Source organism: Frankia sp. AgPm24 (assembly GCF_023243055.1).
GTDB classification, from domain to species: domain Bacteria; phylum Actinomycetota; class Actinomycetes; order Frankiales; family Frankiaceae; genus Frankia; species Frankia umida.
Genome location: NZ_JALKFW010000004.1, coordinates 30037 through 48296, shown reverse-complemented (window position 1 = coordinate 48296; position 18260 = coordinate 30037). Strand labels below are relative to the sequence as shown.

Below are 18260 nucleotides of genomic sequence, written 5' to 3'. Positions count from 1 at the left end.
CCGAGCCACCACGGATCAGCATGGATCAATCCGACTGGATGGTCGATCCTCCCGGCCCCGACGGCACTCCACCCCTCGACCGGCAGGGGCACGGGCGGACCGGCATGCCAGGGACCCGACCTGGAGCAGAGGCAGAAGGGCCCACAGGAGCCCGCAGTCGAGCTGGCGAGGCATCAGGGGCGGCCTGGGGAGACCGGGAGGCGGAAGGCGGGCAGGCGGGTGCTCACCTCCGTGGACGGGAGGTTCCACGGAGGTGAGCCGCCGCGGCCTGGGAGCAGGCGCACACTCGGGACGGAGCGAGCGCCGGGAGGCACTCCCAAAGACGGCCTTCTGCGGGTAAATCACAATCTCCTGCAGCGGAGAGCAAGTTACCAGGCAGTAGGACGGCCCGGCAAGAGTTTTATGTCACTTCTTATCGACAATTTGCCGTCGACTGATCATTTAAGGTCGACGAATTGCGCGACACGGACAATTGACCTGAGCGGGTTTCGACACGCCGCGGTCCGCGCGGCACGATGGACGGTGTGGTCCAGGCCAGCGCGCAGTTCCGTGCCCGTCGTCCGTCGCTGACAGTCCCCGCCCCGCCGGTCACTGTCGCCGACCTCGCGGCGGGTGGTGACGATGCCCGCGTCGAGGTGGTCGACGGCCTGTGTGTCGTGCGACCCTGGCCCACGCCGCTGCGCGCCCGGGTGACCAGCCGCCTCGCCCAGCTGCTGGCCGGCGTGGCCACCTCCGGCGCGCGGGTGCTGCCGGCGGGCGTCAGCCTCGAGGTGTCCGACCGCTGTCTGCTGGTACCGGATGTGGTCGTCGCCTCCAGCCCCGCACCGGGCGGGCGAACGCTGCGGGAGCGGCCGTTTCTGGTCGTGGAGGTCGCCGACGCGAGCACCCGCCGCTACGACCGGACCGTCAAACTCGATCTCTACCGGGAGTGGGGCGTCCCGGCCTGCTGGCTGGTCGACCCGGACTCGATGACGCTGACGGCGTTCGAGCTGGTCGGCGGCGCCTACGTGACGTCCAGCGTGACCGGGGCGGACGGCGAGTTCCACACCGTCCGCCCGTTCCCGGTGAGCGTGCGACCAGCCGACCTGATCGACCCGCCCGACCCCGACTAGCCCTGGTCGGAGCTGCCGGCCCCGTCGGGGATGTCGTCGGCGTCGACGATCGTGTACGCGTAGCCCTGTTCGGCGAGGAAGCGCTGGCGGTGCGCGGCGTACTCCTGGTCGAGGGTGTCGCGGGAGACAACCGTGTAGAAGTGGGCGGCGCGGCCGTCCGCCTTGGGGCGCAGCACCCGGCCGAGGCGCTGGGCCTCCTCCTGGCGTGAGCCGAACGTGCCCGACACCTGCACGGCGACACCGGCCTCGGGCAGGTCGATGGAGACGTTGGCGACCTTGGAGACGACCAGGGTGGTGATCTCCCCGGTGCGGAACGCCTCGAACAGGCGCTCGCGTTCCCGGTTGCGGGTGGAACCCTGGATGACCGGGGCGTTCAGCATCCGACCGAGCTCGTCGAGCTGGTCAAGGTAGGCGCCGATCACCAGGACCCGGTCGTCGGCGTGCCGCTCGACCAGACGGCGCACGACCATCCGCTTGCTGGCCGCGGTCGCGCACATCCGGTAGCGCTCCTCGGGCTCGGCCACCGCGTAGGCCATCCGCTCGTCGTCGGTGAGGGTGACCCGCACCTCGGTGCACTCGGCGGGGGCGATCCAGCCCTGCGCCTCGATCTCCCGCCACGGGGCGTCGAAGCGCTTCGGGCCGATCAGGGAGAACACGTCGCCCTCCTGGCCGTCCTCCCGGACGAGGGTGGCGGTGAGGCCGAGCCGGCGACGGGACTGGATGTCGGCGGTCATCCGGAACACCGGGGCCGGCAGCAGGTGCACCTCGTCGTAGATGATCAGCCCCCAGTCGCGGGCGCTGAACAGATCCAGGTGCAGGTACTCGCCCTTGCGGCGGGCTGTCATGACCTGGTATGTGGCGATGGTGACCGGCCGGATCTCCTTGCGCTCGCCGGAGTACTCGCCGATCTCGTCCTCGGTGAGGGAGGTTCGCCGCAGCAGTTCGTGGCGCCACTGGCGACCGGCCACCGTGTTCGTCACCAGGATGAGGGTGGTCGCGCCGACCTGGGCCATCGCCGCGGCACCGACGATGGTCTTGCCGGCACCGGCGGGCAGCACGACGACACCCGAGCCGCCCTCCCAGAAGCCCGCGACCGCGCCCTGCTGGTAGTCGCGCAGCTGCCAGCCCTCCTCGACGAGGGCGATCGGGTGCTTCTCACCGTCGACGTAACCGGCGAGGTCCTCCGCGGGCCAGCCGAGTTTGAGCAACGCCTGCTTGAGCCGGCCCCGCTCGGACGGATGCACGGCGATGCTGTCATCGTCGATGCGCTCACCGAGCATCGGGATGATCCGTTTGGCGCGGGCCACCTCGGCGAGCACCGCCCGATCGAGCGCCCGCAGGACCAGCCCGTGGACCGGATCGTTCTCCAGGCGGAGCCGCCCGTAACGGTCCATCGTGTCGGCGACGTCGACCAGCAGCGCGTGTGGGACGGCATACCGGGAGTGCCGCACGAGCGCGTCGACGACCTGCTCGGCGTCGTGCCCGGCGGCCCGGGCGTTCCACAGCGCCAGCGGCGTGATCCGGTAGGTGTGCACGTGCTCCGGGGACCGCTCCAGCTCGGCGAACGGAGCGATGGACGCCCGCGCCTCCGCCGCACCGGGATGGCCGACCTCCAGCAGGAGGGTCTTGTCCGACTGCACGATCAGAGGGCCGTCCGCCACTCGCCACCACCCTCTCGCTGCACCACCCGGGCGCTCAGGGTCGCCCGGGAGCCGTCCCGAACGCCGGTGGTCACCCGCCGGACGTCCATCGAGCTTCTTCGACGGTACAGGCGGCCTCCGACAAGGTGACACCCAGTGGGCCGAGACGAGTCAGCCCGGCGGGGTGGGTCAGCCCACCGGACAGGTCAGTACGACAGGAGGGTCAGTACGACGCGTCCGAATCCTGCCGGGCGGCCGGAGTCCCGCCTGAGCGACCCAGCTCGGCGATGCCGGTGACCCGGTGCAGCGCGAACCGGCGCGGCTGGTCGGTGAGTTCGTCCCAGGCGGTGAGCCAGCCGCCGTCCAGGGCGGTCGGTCGCACGATCCGGTCCCGGGGGGTGCCCTGCTGGTCGACATAACCCAGCAGGATGCGCTGTTTCTCGCGCACCGCGTCCTGCAGCATCGTCAGGATGAGCGGGGCCGATCGGGTGAGCCCGAAGCCGGCGATGTCGGTGGACCTGGCCGCTCGCAGGGTACGGGCGCTGTCGTCGCCGCGGCGCACCAGTCGCAGTACGTCGCGGGCCTGGGCCAGCCGGCTGTCGGCGACGTCACCGGAGCTCGAGCGGGCCCGGGCCGGCGTCCGGTGGGTGGTGGGACGGCTGAGCAGTACCCGGCCGTCGGGGGCCTCCGCCACCGGTGCGTACCCGGCCTCACGCAGACCGGCCAGCAGGTCGTTCACCGGCAGCGACGAGATGACGATGGTCGGTGCGATCCGGCGCAGACCCAGAGCCTGCGTTCCCCGGCTGACGACCACTTCGGAGAGCAGGGCCGTGTCGTCGCAGCGCAGGTAGCTCGCCGCCGGTCCGGCCCGCATCCGGCCGTGCCGCCGGGCGGTGTCGTCGATCAGGTAGGTGAGTCCCTGCGGGATGCCGGTGCGACCCCAGTGGGCGAGATCGTCGTGCAGGTCCTCGGCGGTCAGCCCCGAGTCGAACGCGCGGCGCAGCGATTCCTCGGTGAAGCGGTAGACGGTGGCGGCCCCGGTGGACTCGATGTCCGCCATCCGCGCCAGCCGAGCCGCGACCCGCGGCACCAGCGGCCCGGGGGCGACGGCTGTCAGATCCGCCTGGAGCAGCAGTTCCTCCACCGGTTCGGGCAACAGCGGGCCGAGGACGTCGGCGAGCCGCTGACACAGGTCGGTGTCGCCTCCGGCCGGCCGCCCGGAGGTGAGCGGGGTGTGGGCGGGATCGGCCGCCTCGGTCTCGAGCCGGTCGATGATCACCCGCCCGACGGTGCTGGGCGCGCCTCGGCCGGTGACACCGAGCAGCTCGGCGTCGACCACCGTGCTCTCGACCGTGCGGTCCAGGAACGTTCCGGTCCGTCTGGGGGCTCGCCAGGCGAGCAGGGCCCGCAGTGACGCGGCGCTGGGCGCCATCCCGGCGGGCGCCGCGCCCAGCGCCCGCAGCACGTCGGCCCGCAGTTCCCGGGCGACACCGCGGCGCACCTCCGATGACAGCGCGGCGATCTGACGGCCCCGCTCGTCCCGCTCACCGATCAGCCAGGTGGCGACGGGGGCGCGCAGCCAGCTGTCGACGAGGACGGCCCAGCGGACCTCGATCGGTTCGGTGCCCCAACGGTCGTACGCCGCCGTCGGCATGAACTGGACGTCGTTGCCGGTGGTCGCGTCGACGAGCCCCGCGGCCCAGGCCAGTTCGACGACGAAGGCGGCGACCCGTTCGTCGGTGTCCAGCAGCCGGGCGGCGGCCCGCAGGTCGCGCACGCTCAGTCCGCCCGTACGCAGCGGCGTCAGCGGCGTCTCACCCCAGGCCTCCACGATGGTCGTGACCCAGCGCACGATCGTCTGCGCGGTGAGGGCCGCGGCCGCGTCCACGCCCGCCACACCGATCGTGGTGCCCTCGAGCTCGGGCGGACGGGGATGCAGCGGACCGGCCGGTGTCCCGCCGCGGACCACGAGGCCGACCTCGCGGGGCAGTTCGACCTTCTCGTCGTCGATCCCGATGATCAGACCGCGGGCCAGCAGCTCCTCGACGGGGGTGCGGGCCTGCTCGACCGGCACCACCCGGTGCGCCGCGGTGGTGCTGCCCAGCGACGTTTCGCTGGCCAGCCGCTCCAGCAGTTCACGGGCCCGCGGGGTGCAGCTCTCGACCCAGCCGCGGATCCGCGCGGGTTCGTCGAACAGCGCCCCGACCACGCTGACCAGGTCCGGGTGCCCGCCCGGACCACCCCAGCCGCCGCCCCCGTCCCGATCCGAACCTGAGCCCGCGCCGACGCCCTGGCTGGGAATCCCGCCGAGCGCGGCCGCCAGTCGGTTCAGTTGGACGTTGCGGTAGCTGGACAGGCACTGCCGGACCGGGCGGCCAAGCCCCAGCGGCCGCTCACCGACCAGGTCGACGGCCATCCCGACGATCCGCAACGCCGTGTCGTCACCCCACAGCAGGCCGAGTTCACGCAGCCGCCGCACCGCGGCGGCGACCTCGCGGTGCCCGGTGAACGCGGTCAGTTCGGCCAGTGACACACCGGCGGGCAGCACGGTCAGGGCCTGCAGCACCTCGTGGACGAAGGTGTCGAGCCGGTCCACCACGCGGGTGACGCTGACCCGCACCTCCATCCGCGCGGCCAGGACGGTGAAGTCCGGCGGGGGCGGGGTAGCAAGGTCGGGCCTGAGCAGGAACAGCCGGATAATCGCCTCATCCGGCTGCGCGCGAAGCCAGCCCGCCAGGGTCACGGACTCGTCCTGCGCCTCGTCAGCCGGCATCGTCACTCTCATGACGGTAGCTGGCGCTCGCCGCGGGTGACGAAGTGCCGTCGTGTGGACTACCCGCCCCGGGCTCGCCTACCGCGCCACACCGCGGGCTGGCCTGGCGGCCTCCCGCCGCGACCGACCGCTGCGCTGCGCCTGGCCGGCCGGGGGAACCACTGTCAGTTCGGGCCGCCGCGCCGCCGCCGGGCCGCCTACCCCGCAGCCAAGCCGAGCGCTGCCGACCTGGTCGAGAACCCAGCCGTAGCTGACGTCCCACCGCAGCACGGCGATGGACGGATCACGCCCGCCGACGACACGCAGGACGGCGAACGCCCAGTCCGGCGCGCCGGTGGACGTGCGGATGCCGCTGACCTTCAGCTCACCGCGCGGGACCAGCGGGCTGTTCACCACCGCCGCGGTGATCGCGCTTGCCTCGGCCTCGGTGGCCGGACGACCCGGACCATCGCTGACCTCGGTAGCCACGGGGACGAGGCGGGGCGCTCCCACCGAACCGGGCCCCAGCCCACGCCGTAGCGAGGAGCCGAGGCCGCCGTCACCAGTCAGCGCGACCTCGGGGGCCGCTGCCGGTCTCGGACGCACATGGCCTCCCTGGATGCCTTTGGCAGGTCGGGATGCGCGCTCGGCCAATCGTGATGACGGCGTGCACCGACGAGACGGAGCACACCAGCCGAGGTCGACGGAATACGACAGACCTGCCAATACCGATTGGACACGCCGAAGGCGCCTTCAGGCAAGGGATCCGGACCACCAGAACGGGCTATTTTTGACATGGCCCACACGGCGGACCACAGCCGACGGGAAGGGGCGCCGGCCCGCCGAGCCAGATACTCGGCGAATAGCGCCGCAAGCATCCGAACGAGTGACCATAAAGCAACAATTACAACAACAGACGACAACGATCTCCGCCCCGCCCGCACATCGTCCCGTCCGCCCCCCGAAGCTCCCGTGCCGCCGTGGAACGGTCGGTCGATGCCCCCTTTCGGGGCCCCCGACCGGAGACGGCGTCCACTCAGCGGCGATCGACCCGGTTGACGACGAAGGACAGATGATTGGCCCGACCCCAGTCGGCGAGCCGGGTCATCGGTCCGACATCGCCGGGCAGCGCCAGCGTGCGTCCCAGTGACACCCCGGCGATCAGCACAGCGACCACGACCACGGCCGACATCACCAGCAGCGCGACCGCACGCCGCCCCGGACCGGCGCCCACCCCCGCGCGCCTGCGCCCCACACCTGAACCGGCGGCGGACGCCGACGACGCCTCCCGCCCCGACCACCCATCCCGCCCTGCGGGCTCATCCCGCATCGAGGTGGCGGACCTCCCCGGCGCGACGAATCCTTCCGGCGGGACAGGTCCGGCCGCCGGTCTGGACCGCTCGGACGGATCGGACTGTTCGGGCGCTCCGAAGCGCCCCGGCGGAACACGCCGCCGCGACGGGCCGGGCCCGGCAGGTGCGTCGCGCCGCACGGGCTGGACCGGACCCGTCAGTGGAACATCGCGCAGCGCGGGCTGGAGACCGGTGGAACTGACGCTGTCCAGCAGACCGGTATAACCACGCTCGGTCGCCGGCGGCGCCGGCCGATAATCACGCTGCGATGTCGACGGGGTCACCCGGTTTCCGCCCGGACCACCGGCTCGCATCGGACGAATGTCCGCCGCTCTCGTCGAGCGGGACGCATCAGTAATCGGCGCGGAACGGACCGCACCAGATTTCTCCGCCGAACCCCGCCGCCCCGCCCCCGGCGGATTCGCTGGATTGATCGAGGGAGAAACCGGCGCCGGGCGCGGCCCTGCTCCGGCGGCCGGCGGCCGTGCCCCGACCGGCGGCGGCTGTGTTCCTGAAGCTGGCGGCGTTCCTGGAACCGGCGGCGTTCCTGGGGCCTGCGGCCAGGCGGACGGGTCGAGGGCGGACCTGCCCACCACGGGGGCGGTACGGATGACTCCGGCGCCGCCCGCGGTCGGATCACCGAAGGCCACCGCCCGGAAGGTCTGCCGCCGCCCAGCCGGGCCGGACCGACGATCCGCCGCGCCGCCGCGGTCCCGGCCCTCAGCGACCACCGCCCGCACCTTCCGCCTCTGCGGCTCGACATCAGCGCGTCGGCCCGACATCCGCCGCACGACGAGCGATCCGACCCGGACGCATCGCCGCTCCGAGCGCCGCCATCTGCGGCAATACCGCCCAGACTAGACGAGTAGAGCCGATTTTCCGGGCTTGAGCCAACTACCCGACACCCGCTTCGCGCCCACAACCCGCTGCGGCCGTCCCGGGGGCTATTCGCGGCGGACCCGGCAGACCCGTTCCAGGACCAGCCCGCCGACCAGCAGGACGACGGCCGCGGCGAGACCCAGGCCGGCGGTGATCGCGTCGCCACCCGCGCTGCCGAACTCGTCCGTGCGTGGAATGGTGTAGCCGAGCGTTCCGGCCCAGCCGCCGGCCAGCGCGGCCGCGGCCACCGAACTCGCCTTGGCGAACGCGGCGAGCCGGGCGACGGTCAGCGCCACGATCGGCCGCGTTCCCGGTCGACCCTCCAGTCGACGCCGGGTGTGCCCGGCGATCTGCAGCTCCAGCGCACCGATGACGAGCACCGACACCGGCGCCGTACGTGGCAGCGCCGGGATCGACCGGTACGTCCACCAGAGCAGCACGTACGCGAGCGCCCCGAAGATGACGGCCACCAGCGCCAGGTCACGCCCCCGCGTCGGGTTCACGACGGCACCCCAGCGGAACCAGCGGGCCCAGCACGATCAGCGGAATCAGCGGGACGCAGTGGGGCGGGCAGTCGCCGCAGGTCGGCCAGCTCCCCGTCCTGGGTCATCCGGGTGACGAGGTCTGCGACGGGGCCGTGACCGGGCAGGATGGCCGCGGGTTCGACGTCCAGCCAGGGCACGCAGACGAAGGCGCGCAGATGTGCCCGCGGGTGCGGAAGGATGATCTCCGGATCGTCGCTGCGGACCGCTCCGAGCGCGATGACGTCGACGTCGAGGGTGCGAGGTCCCCAACGGACCTGTCGGACCCGGTGTGCCGCCGCCTCCGCGGCGTGGGCGGCGGCCAGCAGCTCGCGCGGCCCGGCCGATGCCACCAGGACGACGGCGTTGAGGTAGTCGTCCTGCTCCGGCCCGCCGACCGGCGCGGTCTCGTACACCGGCGAGCAGGCCAGTACGCCAAGCCGCGCGTCGAGACTGGCCACGGCGGCCCGCAGCAGCGCGAGGCGGTCGCCGAGGTTGGAGCCGAGGGCCAACACCGCGTGCCGGGCCGAGCGGTCCGGCACGGGGGCGTCCGGTGTCACCGCCGGCTCAGCGGGGTTCGGGGCGGTCACGGACGACCGTCACGGCCACATCGTCGAAGACCAGCGGGATCGGCGCCGCCGGCTTGTGCACGGTCACCTCGGCCCGCAGCACCCGCGGCGGGCGCAGGCAGGCATCGACGAGGCGGTGGGCCAGCGTCTCGATCAGGTCCACCGGTTCGCCGGCGACGATGGCGGCCAGCGCCTCGGCCAGCTCGCCGTAGTGCACGGTGCGGGTGACATCGTCGGTGCGGGCCGCATCGGTCACGTCCAGCCAGAGCACCGCGTCCACGACGAACTCCTGGCCGAGTTCCCGTTCGGCGGGCAGCACTCCGTGATGGCCACGCACCCGCAGGCCGCGCAGCGTGATCCGATCCTGGTGCGGACCGGTCGGATCCACGGCTGCGCTCATCAAGGCGACCATCCTGTCCTGGAGGCGTCGGCGGTCCTGGAACCACCGGGGACGCCGGCGGTGGGGTTCGCGACCAGTGTGGTCGGCGTGGTGGCCTGGGCGCTGCGTTTCCAGGCGCGGACCACCCGCACGGCGTCGGCGGCCGGACGGACGGCGTGCACCCGCACGCCCCAGACGTCCGCGGCGGCCAGCAGGGCGGTGGTGGCCTGGGTGGCGTCGTCACGTGCGTCGCTCGGGCGTGGCCGCGCCTGGCCGTCGGCGAGCACGGTGCCGAGGAACGACTTGCGTGACGTCCCGACCAGCAGGGGACGGCCGAAGGCGGCGAACGCGTGCAGGTGGCCGAGCAGCGCCCAGTTGTGCGCGGACGTCTTGGCGAAGCCGATCCCGGGATCGATGACCACCTGTTCCTCGGCGATGCCCGCGGCCAGGACCGCCTCGAGACGACTGTCCAGCTCCGCCACCACCTCGGCGACGACGTCACCGTAGGCGGCCTGTTCGGCCATGGTCGCGCTCGGCCCACGGGCGTGCATGAGGACGTAGTGGACCCCACGGTCAGCCACCATGGCCAGCAGCTCCGGATCGTGGCCGCCGGAGACGTCGTTGACGAGCACGGCGCCGGCGTCCACCGCCGCGGCGGCGACCGAGACCCTGGTCGTGTCCACGCTGACCCGCACGCCGGCCGCCGCGAGCTGGGCGACGACCGGCAGCACCCGGCGCATCTCCTCGCTCGCGGGCACCCGCAGCGCACCGGGCCGGGTGGACTCGCCCCCGACATCGATGAGATCGGCGCCCTCGGCGACCATCCGCAGGCCCGCCCGTACGGCGTCGATGGGGTCGAGGAACGTGCCGCCGTCCGAGAACGAATCCGGGGTCACGTTGACCACTCCCATCACCCGGGTCAGCTCACCCGGTGTGAACAGCCCCGCCACATCCGCGTTCATGCGTTCCGCTCCTGCGCCGAGAAAGCCGGACGAGCCGAACGAGCCGAACCGGCCGAACCGGTCGCCGGGATCGGTGGAGCGGGTGGGATCGGGCCGCGCCGGTAGGAGTACCGGTAGACCGGTCGGAAGCCGAGCTCGGCGTACAACCGCCTGGCCACGGTGCTGACCTCCTCAACTTGCAGGTAGGCATAGGTCGCGCCCTGCTGGGCCGCCCAGCTGGCGAGGGTGGCGACCACCTGACGGGCGGCGCCCTGGCCGCGGGCGGCGGGCAGCGTCGCCATGCTGTAGATGCCCAGCCAGCGGCCGTCCGCGACACCTCGACCCACCGCGATGGGCACTCCGTCGACGGCGGCGGTGACATAGACCGTGGGCAGCCGCAGCGCGCCGAGCACGGCCAGCGTGCCGTCCCGCTGGGTGTCGAAGGTGGCCAGTACCTGGCCCGCGACCGTCAGCCAGGTCTCGTCCGGCCCGCTCGCGCACAGCACCCGCAGGGTGGGCGGGCCAGCTCGGACGGGGCGGGCGAAGCCGGCCAGCGGCGCGGTGCAGACGTCGGTGGGGCCGGTGTCGTCGAAGTCCGCGGCGTCGAGCACTGCGGCCAGCCCGCTCGGTCTGCTCACCGGCGTCTGCTGGAAGGTGGGTGGCAGGCCGGCGGCGCGGTAGAAGTCGGTGACCGTGGCGAGCGCGGCCGGCAGGTCGGGGACGTCGCCGTGGGCCCAGACCGAGTTCCCGCGCCGGGACGCCCCGGCGGAGGCCCGCAGCGTCCAACCGGCGAGCTCCGTCACGTGCAGCGGCGGCCAGGCCCGGTGGGCCACCACCTCGAGGTCGCGGGCGAGCTCCGCCCGCGCTCCGGTGAGGCCGGCCCGGGGTGCGACGAGTGGATCATCCGACATGGCGGGCCTCGCCGGGGGCGGCGCCCCGAGCCGCGCCACCGACCGGGGTCAGCCGGCATGCTCCGTCGGCTCCGGACACCGTGCAGCGGCCGCCGGGCCCGCGCCCGCGGCGCGTCGGGCGAGTCGGGCGAGTCGGGCGAGTCGGAAGGTCCCGCGGGGCCGCGTCAGCCATCGTGCCGAGGCTACCGACCCGGAGGGCGCCTCGACCGGCGACCTTGGTCGCATCGCCGGCACCGACACGCCCACCTCCGGGCGCCTATGACCTAATGACATAGTTGCGGGAATATTGCGAGATTGTTCCAAACATGTCCTGATATAAACGCACTGTGAGGATCGGATCCCGGTCCGTCCGACACGCCGACGGCGAACTCCGTCGGCGCATTCTCGGGCTGGTGCACAAGGCTTCCGTCGCTCGGCCTGCTCACACCGCGTGTTCGTTCGTCCGTATGCCCTTCGACCGGATCAACCACGCCCGCGGCGGCCGGTAATCCGGTGCCACACCGACCGGATCGGCTGCGGAAACCCGCGAGAAACACCACGTAGAGCCACGATGGCTGATACCTTTCACGACCCCCATCGTTACCCTCCGGCGCAGGGGTGCTCCTACTATTGACCATGCGGATCCGGTAGTTCCGGAAGAGCCGGCGCCCACCGGTTCATCCGGCCGGCCCACCCGCGGCGGCGTCGCCGCCCGGAGGGCCACCACCGTCGTCACCGTCGCCGACGGACCGGAGCGTCAGCCCAGCAGCGTGGTCCCACCGTGCGCTTGTGCCACGTCACTCCTCGCAGTGGGTCGACTCTCCGCTACCTTGTCGGCACGGTCGCTGACCGTGGTGTTATCGGAAGGAAGGACGCGCGGCATGCCGCAGTCGAGCGAATCCTCGCCGGACCGTGGTCCCGAGCGCGGGATCCCGGGTCTGGCCGGTCGTCCCGGCCCACACCCGGTTCGATCGGCGTCCGGCGAGTCGATCCTCATCCCCCCCGCCCGAACCCCGCCGGACGACTGCCCCGAGGACTACCCGGTGGAACCACCCCCGCCGCCGCCGCCGTCCTGCGCCGCGCCCGCCCGCCATCCGTACGCGCTCGGCTTCGCGGCGTTCGCCCGCCGCAGCGAACTCGCCGTACCCGCCCTGCTGCCCGTCCTCAACCGCCGCACCAGGCTCGCTCCGGCGCCACGACCCGTCCCGGGCCCCGCGACCGCGGGTCCGCTGACCGCCGGGAACCCGGTCGCCGGCCGTCTGGTCGCCGGCCCCACCGTCACGGGTCTGCGGGCACCGGCGCAGCGCTCCCGGCGGCGCCGCGGGTACGCGGGCGCCACGATGATGACGGCGATGCTGGCCGAGGGTCAGATCATGGAGGTCTCCGACGTCCTCGCCGCGAGCCCGGTGGACCTCGCCCTCGAGCGCGCCGAGGACCTGCTCGACGATCTGCTCTGCGCGCACGAGCGGACGCCCCCGGCGCACATCCTGGCCCAGACCGTCCGGCTGCGCCGCGGGCTCGAGCGGCTCGCTCGGCGTTCCGTGCCCGGCGGCGACGCCCGACGACGGGACCTGCTGATCGGCCGAGTGGCCGTCCTCGGCGCGGACGCCGCGTTCAAGCTCGGCGACACCGTCACCGCCCGCTCCCTGACCACGCTCGGCTTCCAGGTGGGTCAGGCCCTCGGTGACGCGGCGCTGTGCGGGTCGGCCCGTGAGGTCGCCGCCGTCGCCGAGTTCTACGCCGGACGGCCGGAGGAGGCGCTGCGGCTGGCCCGCGACGGCCTGACCCGGGTCGACGACGGTCCGGTGCACGTCCGGCTGGTCTGTCAGGTCGCCCGTGCCCTGGCCGCCCTGGGTGACGTCCGCGGTGCCGCGCTGTCCCTGGACGAGGCCTACGACCTGGCCGATCTCGTCCCCCCCGACCAGTGGGGACGACCAGGACCGTCGTTCGAGACGTGCCACCCGGTACTGGTGCCGTACCACGCGACGACGGCGATGTGCCTGCTCGGCCGGCCGACGGCGGCCGAGCAGCACGCCGAACTCGCCCTGCCCGGACTCGACGCCCTCGAGGTGCCCGGGTTCCGCTCGGTGATCCGTCTCGACCTCGCCATCGCCCTCTCCCGGCAGGGTCGACTCGAACTCGACCGGGTCTGCACGCTGGCGAGCGAGGCGATCGAGATCTCCTGGGGTCGCACCGTGGCGTCGGTCTCCATCCGCGCCGACCAGTTGCTCACCGCCACCCGAGCGCACAGTGAGGTCCGGGCGGTGCGCCGCGTCGCGCTGCTGGTCCGGGAGTGGCAGCGCTCAGCCGCCAACCAGCGACCCGCTCCGGGCGCGGTCACGGCCCCCGGCCACCGGTAGCCGAAACCAGGTGGCCAGGCCGAGCGCCCATGCCACCCCGAGCAGGTATCCGGCGATGACGTCCGACAGATAGTGGACGCCGAGCCCCACCCGGGCGAAGCCGGTGCCGGCGATCACCACCGCGGCGATGCCCCACCACACCGGACGGGCCGTCCGCCCGGTCAGCGCGCCCGTGACGACGAGCACCACCGTCGCGGCGACCACGACCCCGAACGCATGGCCGGACGGAAAGCTGAACCCGGCCGCCGACGCGACCGGATCGTCGACCAACGGCCGCGACCGGCGGACGACCTCCTTGGCAAGGCGGGCCACCAGCCCACCGACCTCCACCGTGACCAGCACAAAGGTGGCAAGCCGCCGCATGAGATCCGGGTCGCGGGCACCCACCCCCCGCCCACCACGCGCGCGCCACCACAGCCAGGCGGCCGCAACAACCGCGAGCACCCGCCAGACAGTGGGAGCGCACACCACGCTGACCCACCGCAGGGCACCCGCCAGGGCGTCGTCGCCGGCGGAGACCCGCACCAGCGTCGCGGTGATGTCCACATCGACGCGCACCCAGGGCGCCCAGGGCACCCGAACCGCCAATGCCAGCAGCAGCACCCCGAACATGCCGGCCACGACCGCCGGCCACGACCAGCCACACCCTCCGGCCCGCGTCCCCGCCCGCACCACGCGCCGCGCCGCGCCACGCATCCGCGTCATCATCCGATCACTGCCTGGTGTCCTCCCCGGTGTCCGGCCCCTCGCCGTTCGTCCCCCGGTACTGCGCCCCCCGCGGACCTCCTGCCCACCCCCGGGCGTGGTTACCGCCGGCCACGGCGGCCCGGTGCGGCGGCGGGCGGTCCGTCGATTCGGGTTGGGCGGTCCGTGCGGTCCCGTCGGACGCATGTCATTCTGGTCAAACCCGTCGGGTGCGACGGACCGCACATTCACGTCGGACGGTGACCGCAGCACGTCGCCCGCCCGCGCAGGACCGACCGCCCGTGTCGGGCGCCAAAGCGACCTGGCCGCCCGAGCGGGCCGACCGTCTGGAGGGAGACCCTTGAACCGCGTGGAGGGATGGATTCCCCCGGACAGCTCGCCGTCAGACAATCCGTGGGCAGACGATCGGCGCGACCTCGACTTCATCCGCGTGGACGGCGTCGACGACCCGCCCCCGCCCACCTACCCCACCGTGACCAGCCAGCCCGCCTACGGCGTCCGAGCCAGCGGCCGTGACCAGCGCGGCCCGGTCGTCGGCGGCACACCGGCCGACAGTTCCATGTGGGACGGTTCCGTCGCCGCCCTGGCTGATCAGGGTTGGTCGGTGGGAGATGTCGCACCAGCCCGCGAACCGGACGGTTCGAACCGCTGGGCGTCGCCGCTCGGGACACGGACGTTCGATCCCCTCCACGGCCCCACCGTCACCGGCCCCACGATCGGCGAGCCCACCATCGCCGGACCTACGGTCACCGGCCCCACGGTTGGCGGCCCCACGGTTGGCGGCCCCACGGTTGGCGGCCCCACGGTTGGCGGCCCCACGGTTGGCGGATCCGCAGGTGTGGGGCCCACGGTCGGTGGGCTGGCGGTCGAGGGTGGGCTCGGGCGCTCGACCGGGCCCGGTGTGGTGCCACCCGCCTACGACGCGCGGTTCGAGGCATACCGTCCGTCCACTGAGTATCCCGCCCCGCCGCCCACCGTCGCCGACGACACCTCGTCGTACGGCCATCCCGGCACCCGTCCGATCCGGGCGCGAACCACGGCCGGTCGGGTGCCGTCCTGGCTTCGGGATCCCGAGCCGTCCGCGCCGGACCCGCTCGCCGGTCAGGCACCGGCCCACCCGGCCAACCCACGCCCGGACGGACGGCGCCGGATCGTGCCCCGCGGGATGCTGCCCCGCCCAGGAGCCCCGGTGACTTCTGGCGACGCACCACCACCACCACCGCTGCCGCCAACGCCACCACTGCCGCCGCAGCAGCCGACCCGGTCACTGCCGTTGGACGAGCGCCCGCCGACAGGTCACGGCCCGCCCCCGGCGCTCCAGCCGTCGCCGGGAACCCAGCCGCACCCCGGCTATCGCGAGCATCCCAGTTATCCGAGCTACCTACCGCCGTCGCTCTCCGGCGCCCAGCCGCTGCCCGCCGCCGCGCGCGTGATCCCAGCGGGACAGCCGCATCCCGCTCACCGGCCGCAACCAGGCCAGCAGGCTCGCCCGATCGACCCGCGCCAACCGTCGAACCCCGGCTACCAGCCCCAACCTGGCTACCAGGCCGACCCCGGCTACCAGCCTCATCCGGGTCAGCTCGACGATTCCGGCTACCCGGCGCAGTCCGCCTACCAGGCCGATTGCTACCAGACCGGTGGTTACCCGGCCGAGCAGCGCCAGGGTCGTCAGTGCTACCCGGCCGACGACTACCAGGACGACCGCTACCAGGACGACCGCTACCAGGACGACGGGTACCAGGACCGCTCCGGCTACCCGCCCAGTTCCGACTACCCGCCCAGTTCCGACTACCAGCCCTATCCAGATGACCGGCCTGGCCATCCGGAGGGCACGCCTCACCAGTCGCCGGACAACGTCGCGGCGGCGTGGGCGGGCTACCGACCGTGGCCGGGTAGCCCGCCGGGGCAGCACTCGGGGCCGGACCCGCGCTCGGGGCCAGGCCAGCCGGCTTCGACCGGTGCGGACGCAGCCGCCGGCCAGCCACGGCTGACCAGCGCGTTGCTGCCCGCACCCGCGCAGACGGCGTCGCGCGGCTGGCGCAAGCTCGTCTACCAGGTGTCGGCCGGTGCGGTGAACCCCGGGCCGTCGGCGGACGAGGTCCGCGACAACCGGCTCGTCGCCCGCATCCGCACCCCTCTACAGGACTGTCACCGGATCGCGGTGCTCTCCCTCAAGGGCGGGGTCGGCAAGACGACGGCGACGGTCGCCCTCGGTTCGACGCTCGCCAGCCTGCGCGGCGACCGGGTGGTGGCGATCGATGCCAATCCGGACCGGGGCACCCTCGGTTCCAAGGTGCCACGCACGTCCGCGCACACCGTGCGGGAGCTGCTCGCGGACGCCGGGCGCCTGCACCGCTACGTGGACGTCCGCAAGTACCTCTCCCAGGCCGACTCCCGGCTCGAGGTGCTGGCCTCGGCGAACGATCCGGAGCTGGCCGAGAGTTTCGGCGAGCCCGAGTACCGGGCCGTGGACGACCTGCTCCAGCGGCACTACTCGATCCTGCTCACCGACTGTGGGACGAGCATCCTGCACAGCGCCATGCACGGGGTTCTGGACATGGCCGACACCCTGGTCATCGTCAGCAGCGCCACGGCGGACGGCGGGGAGAGCGCCGAGGCCACCCTCGACTGGCTCGAGGACAACGGCTACGCCGCCCAGGTCCGCGAGGCCGTGGCCGTGATCTCCATGTTCCCGGCCACGGCCCCACGTGTGGACGTGGACGAACTCACCCACCACTTCGAGGGACGCACCCGTCGGGTGGTGCAGGTCCCGCACGACCCGCACCTGGCCGCCGGTGGCCGGATCGCCCTCGCGGACCTGCGTCGGGAGACCCAGGAGGCGTATCGGGAGATCGCCGGCGCGGTGGCGGAACGCTTCGGGCAGGAGGGCGACCGGGGCTGACGGGACGCCCCCGTCAGGCGGGCTCAGCCGGCGAGTGCGGCGACCACCGCGCGGACACCGGGTCTGCGCAGCTGGCGGGCCACCGTCGTACGGCCCTCGATCAGCCGGGTGAACAGGCCGAACGTGCCCGGGCTCGACAGCAGCGCGTGCATGACCGCCGGCCGACGGGCGAACGCGGCCAGCACCTCGCGACCGGCATCCATCTCCGGGCCGAGAATCCGCTCGACCCGGGCGGGATAGGCCGCCAGCGCCGCCACACCGTGCGGCCCGCTGGCCCGGGGCGCTGCCACCGCGGCGGCGGCGGCCTCCCCGGCGAGCCGGCCCGAACGCAGCGCGAACGAGATCCCCTCCCGCGTCCACGGATCGAGCAGACCGGCCGCGTCGCCGCTGACCAGCACCCGGCCGCGGCGCAGCGGTGAGCCGGCCGCCCGAACCCGGGTGAGATGCCCCGAGTCATGCTCCCGGGGCAGATCGGTGAGCCCGTACCGGTCGACGAGACTCCGGTAGTAGCCCCGCAGCGCCGCGCCCTGCTCCCGGTCGCCGATCACGCCGACGGTCAGCACCCGTCCCTTGGGAAACACCCAGCCGTACGATCCGGGAACCGGACCCCAGTCGATCAGCATCCGACCGGTCCAGCGGTCGGCCATCGCGGCGTCGACGACGAACTCGCCTTCCAGTCCCACGTCCACCTGGTCGCAGCGCACCCCGACATGGGTACCGCACCGACCGGACGTGCCATCCGCCCCGATCACTACCCGAGCGCGCACATCGGCGCCCTGCCGCAACCGCACCGTGACCCACCCGCCGTCCTCGCCGTCCTCGGCCGCTTCGGTGAGGCCCATGACCTGCACCCCGGTCCGGACGGTCGCACCGGCCGTCTGGGCGGCCGCGAGCAGGGCGGCGTCCAGCTCCGCGCGCATCACCATCGACAGCCACGGCTGGCCGTGGCGTCGCCCACGACTGACCTCGTACCGGCCGTCCAGGGTCAGGGTCAGGGAGCTGGCCGTCGCGCGGACCAGGCCCGTGAGGTCAAGCCCGACATGATCGGCGGACAGTCCGACCAGCCCACCACCACAGGTCTTGTACCTGGGCACCGCGGCGCGTTCGAGCACGCAGACCCGCGCACCGGCCGCTGCGGCCGCCCGGGCCGCGCTGCCCCCCGCGGGCCCGGCCCCGACCACGACGACATCGAACACGTCGCTTCCATCAGCGGCATCCGGCCCACGGTCCGCGTCCGGCATGGGGTCAGCGTCCGGCA

At 73.3% G+C, this 18260-nt stretch carries 14 protein-coding genes; 3 read left to right on the top strand and 11 right to left on the bottom strand.

What is annotated here, in order from left to right; all coding sequences use genetic code 11:
• The first annotated feature begins 515 nt into the window (after positions 1-515).
• The gene (locus MXD61_RS02405; RefSeq protein ID WP_248811227.1) at positions 516-1112 is read left to right on the top strand and encodes a Uma2 family endonuclease; all 597 of its coding nucleotides are present in this window, start codon (positions 516-518) and stop codon (positions 1110-1112) included.
• Here MXD61_RS02405 and MXD61_RS02400 read toward each other — a convergent pair.
• The 9 genes from MXD61_RS02400 to MXD61_RS02360 form a co-directional block, all read right to left on the bottom strand.
• Positions 1109-2773, bottom strand: a complete 1665-nt coding sequence (locus tag MXD61_RS02400) for a DNA repair helicase XPB (protein ID WP_248811226.1) — start codon at positions 2771-2773, stop codon at positions 1109-1111. The two genes, MXD61_RS02405 and MXD61_RS02400, sit on opposite strands and share 4 nt — an antisense overlap.
• A gap of 202 nt (positions 2774-2975) precedes the next feature.
• A complete protein-coding gene (locus MXD61_RS02395) occupies positions 2976-5525 on the bottom strand; it encodes a helicase-associated domain-containing protein (RefSeq protein ID WP_248811225.1) in 2550 nt (849 codons plus the stop codon).
• 78 nt (positions 5526-5603) lie between these two features.
• Positions 5604-6110: a hypothetical protein gene (locus tag MXD61_RS02390; protein WP_248811224.1), complete on the bottom strand. Its 507-nt coding sequence runs from the start codon at positions 6108-6110 to the stop codon at positions 5604-5606.
• Between the two features lie 430 nt (positions 6111-6540).
• Positions 6541-6738: a hypothetical protein gene (locus MXD61_RS02385; RefSeq protein WP_248811223.1), complete on the bottom strand. Its 198-nt coding sequence runs from the start codon at positions 6736-6738 to the stop codon at positions 6541-6543.
• Between the two features lie 1062 nt (positions 6739-7800).
• Positions 7801-8238, bottom strand: a complete 438-nt coding sequence (locus MXD61_RS02380) for a DUF3180 domain-containing protein (RefSeq protein ID WP_248811222.1) — start codon at positions 8236-8238, stop codon at positions 7801-7803.
• Positions 8235-8798: a 2-amino-4-hydroxy-6-hydroxymethyldihydropteridine diphosphokinase gene (folK, locus tag MXD61_RS02375; protein WP_248811382.1), complete on the bottom strand. Its 564-nt coding sequence runs from the start codon at positions 8796-8798 to the stop codon at positions 8235-8237. Before folK ends, MXD61_RS02380 begins: the two co-directional genes overlap by 4 nt.
• A gap of 25 nt (positions 8799-8823) precedes the next feature.
• Complete coding sequence (gene folB, locus MXD61_RS02370; protein WP_225438259.1) at positions 8824-9225, bottom strand: dihydroneopterin aldolase; 402 nt, start codon at positions 9223-9225, stop codon at positions 8824-8826.
• Entirely contained in the window at positions 9225-10166 is a 942-nt protein-coding gene (gene folP / locus MXD61_RS02365) for a dihydropteroate synthase (protein ID WP_248811221.1), read from the bottom strand. The genes folB and folP overlap by 1 nt, the downstream gene beginning before the upstream one ends.
• Positions 10163-11056 carry a GNAT family N-acetyltransferase gene (locus MXD61_RS02360; protein ID WP_248811220.1) on the bottom strand — a complete coding sequence of 298 codons (894 nt, stop codon included), beginning with the start codon at positions 11054-11056 and terminating at the stop codon, positions 10163-10165. The genes folP and MXD61_RS02360 overlap by 4 nt, the downstream gene beginning before the upstream one ends.
• Positions 11057-11916: 860 nt before the next feature.
• Here MXD61_RS02360 and MXD61_RS02355 point away from each other — a divergent pair.
• Entirely contained in the window at positions 11917-13395 is a 1479-nt protein-coding gene (locus MXD61_RS02355) for a hypothetical protein (RefSeq protein ID WP_248811219.1), read from the top strand.
• Here the strand turns inward: MXD61_RS02355 and MXD61_RS02350 are convergent.
• Positions 13339-14091: a phosphatase PAP2 family protein gene (locus MXD61_RS02350; RefSeq protein WP_248811218.1), complete on the bottom strand. Its 753-nt coding sequence runs from the start codon at positions 14089-14091 to the stop codon at positions 13339-13341. The two genes, MXD61_RS02355 and MXD61_RS02350, sit on opposite strands and share 57 nt — an antisense overlap.
• Positions 14092-14449: 358 nt before the next feature.
• On the opposite strand from MXD61_RS02350, the gene MXD61_RS02345 reads away from it, so the two are divergent.
• On the top strand, positions 14450-17002 hold the full coding sequence (locus MXD61_RS02345; protein ID WP_248811381.1) for an AAA family ATPase: 2553 nt from the start codon (positions 14450-14452) through the stop codon (positions 17000-17002).
• 23 nt (positions 17003-17025) lie between these two features.
• Here MXD61_RS02345 and MXD61_RS02340 read toward each other — a convergent pair whose 3' ends face one another.
• Positions 17026-18243 carry a geranylgeranyl reductase family protein gene (locus MXD61_RS02340; RefSeq protein ID WP_248811217.1) on the bottom strand — a complete coding sequence of 406 codons (1218 nt, stop codon included), beginning with the start codon at positions 18241-18243 and terminating at the stop codon, positions 17026-17028.
• Positions 18244-18260: the final 17 nt, after the last annotated feature.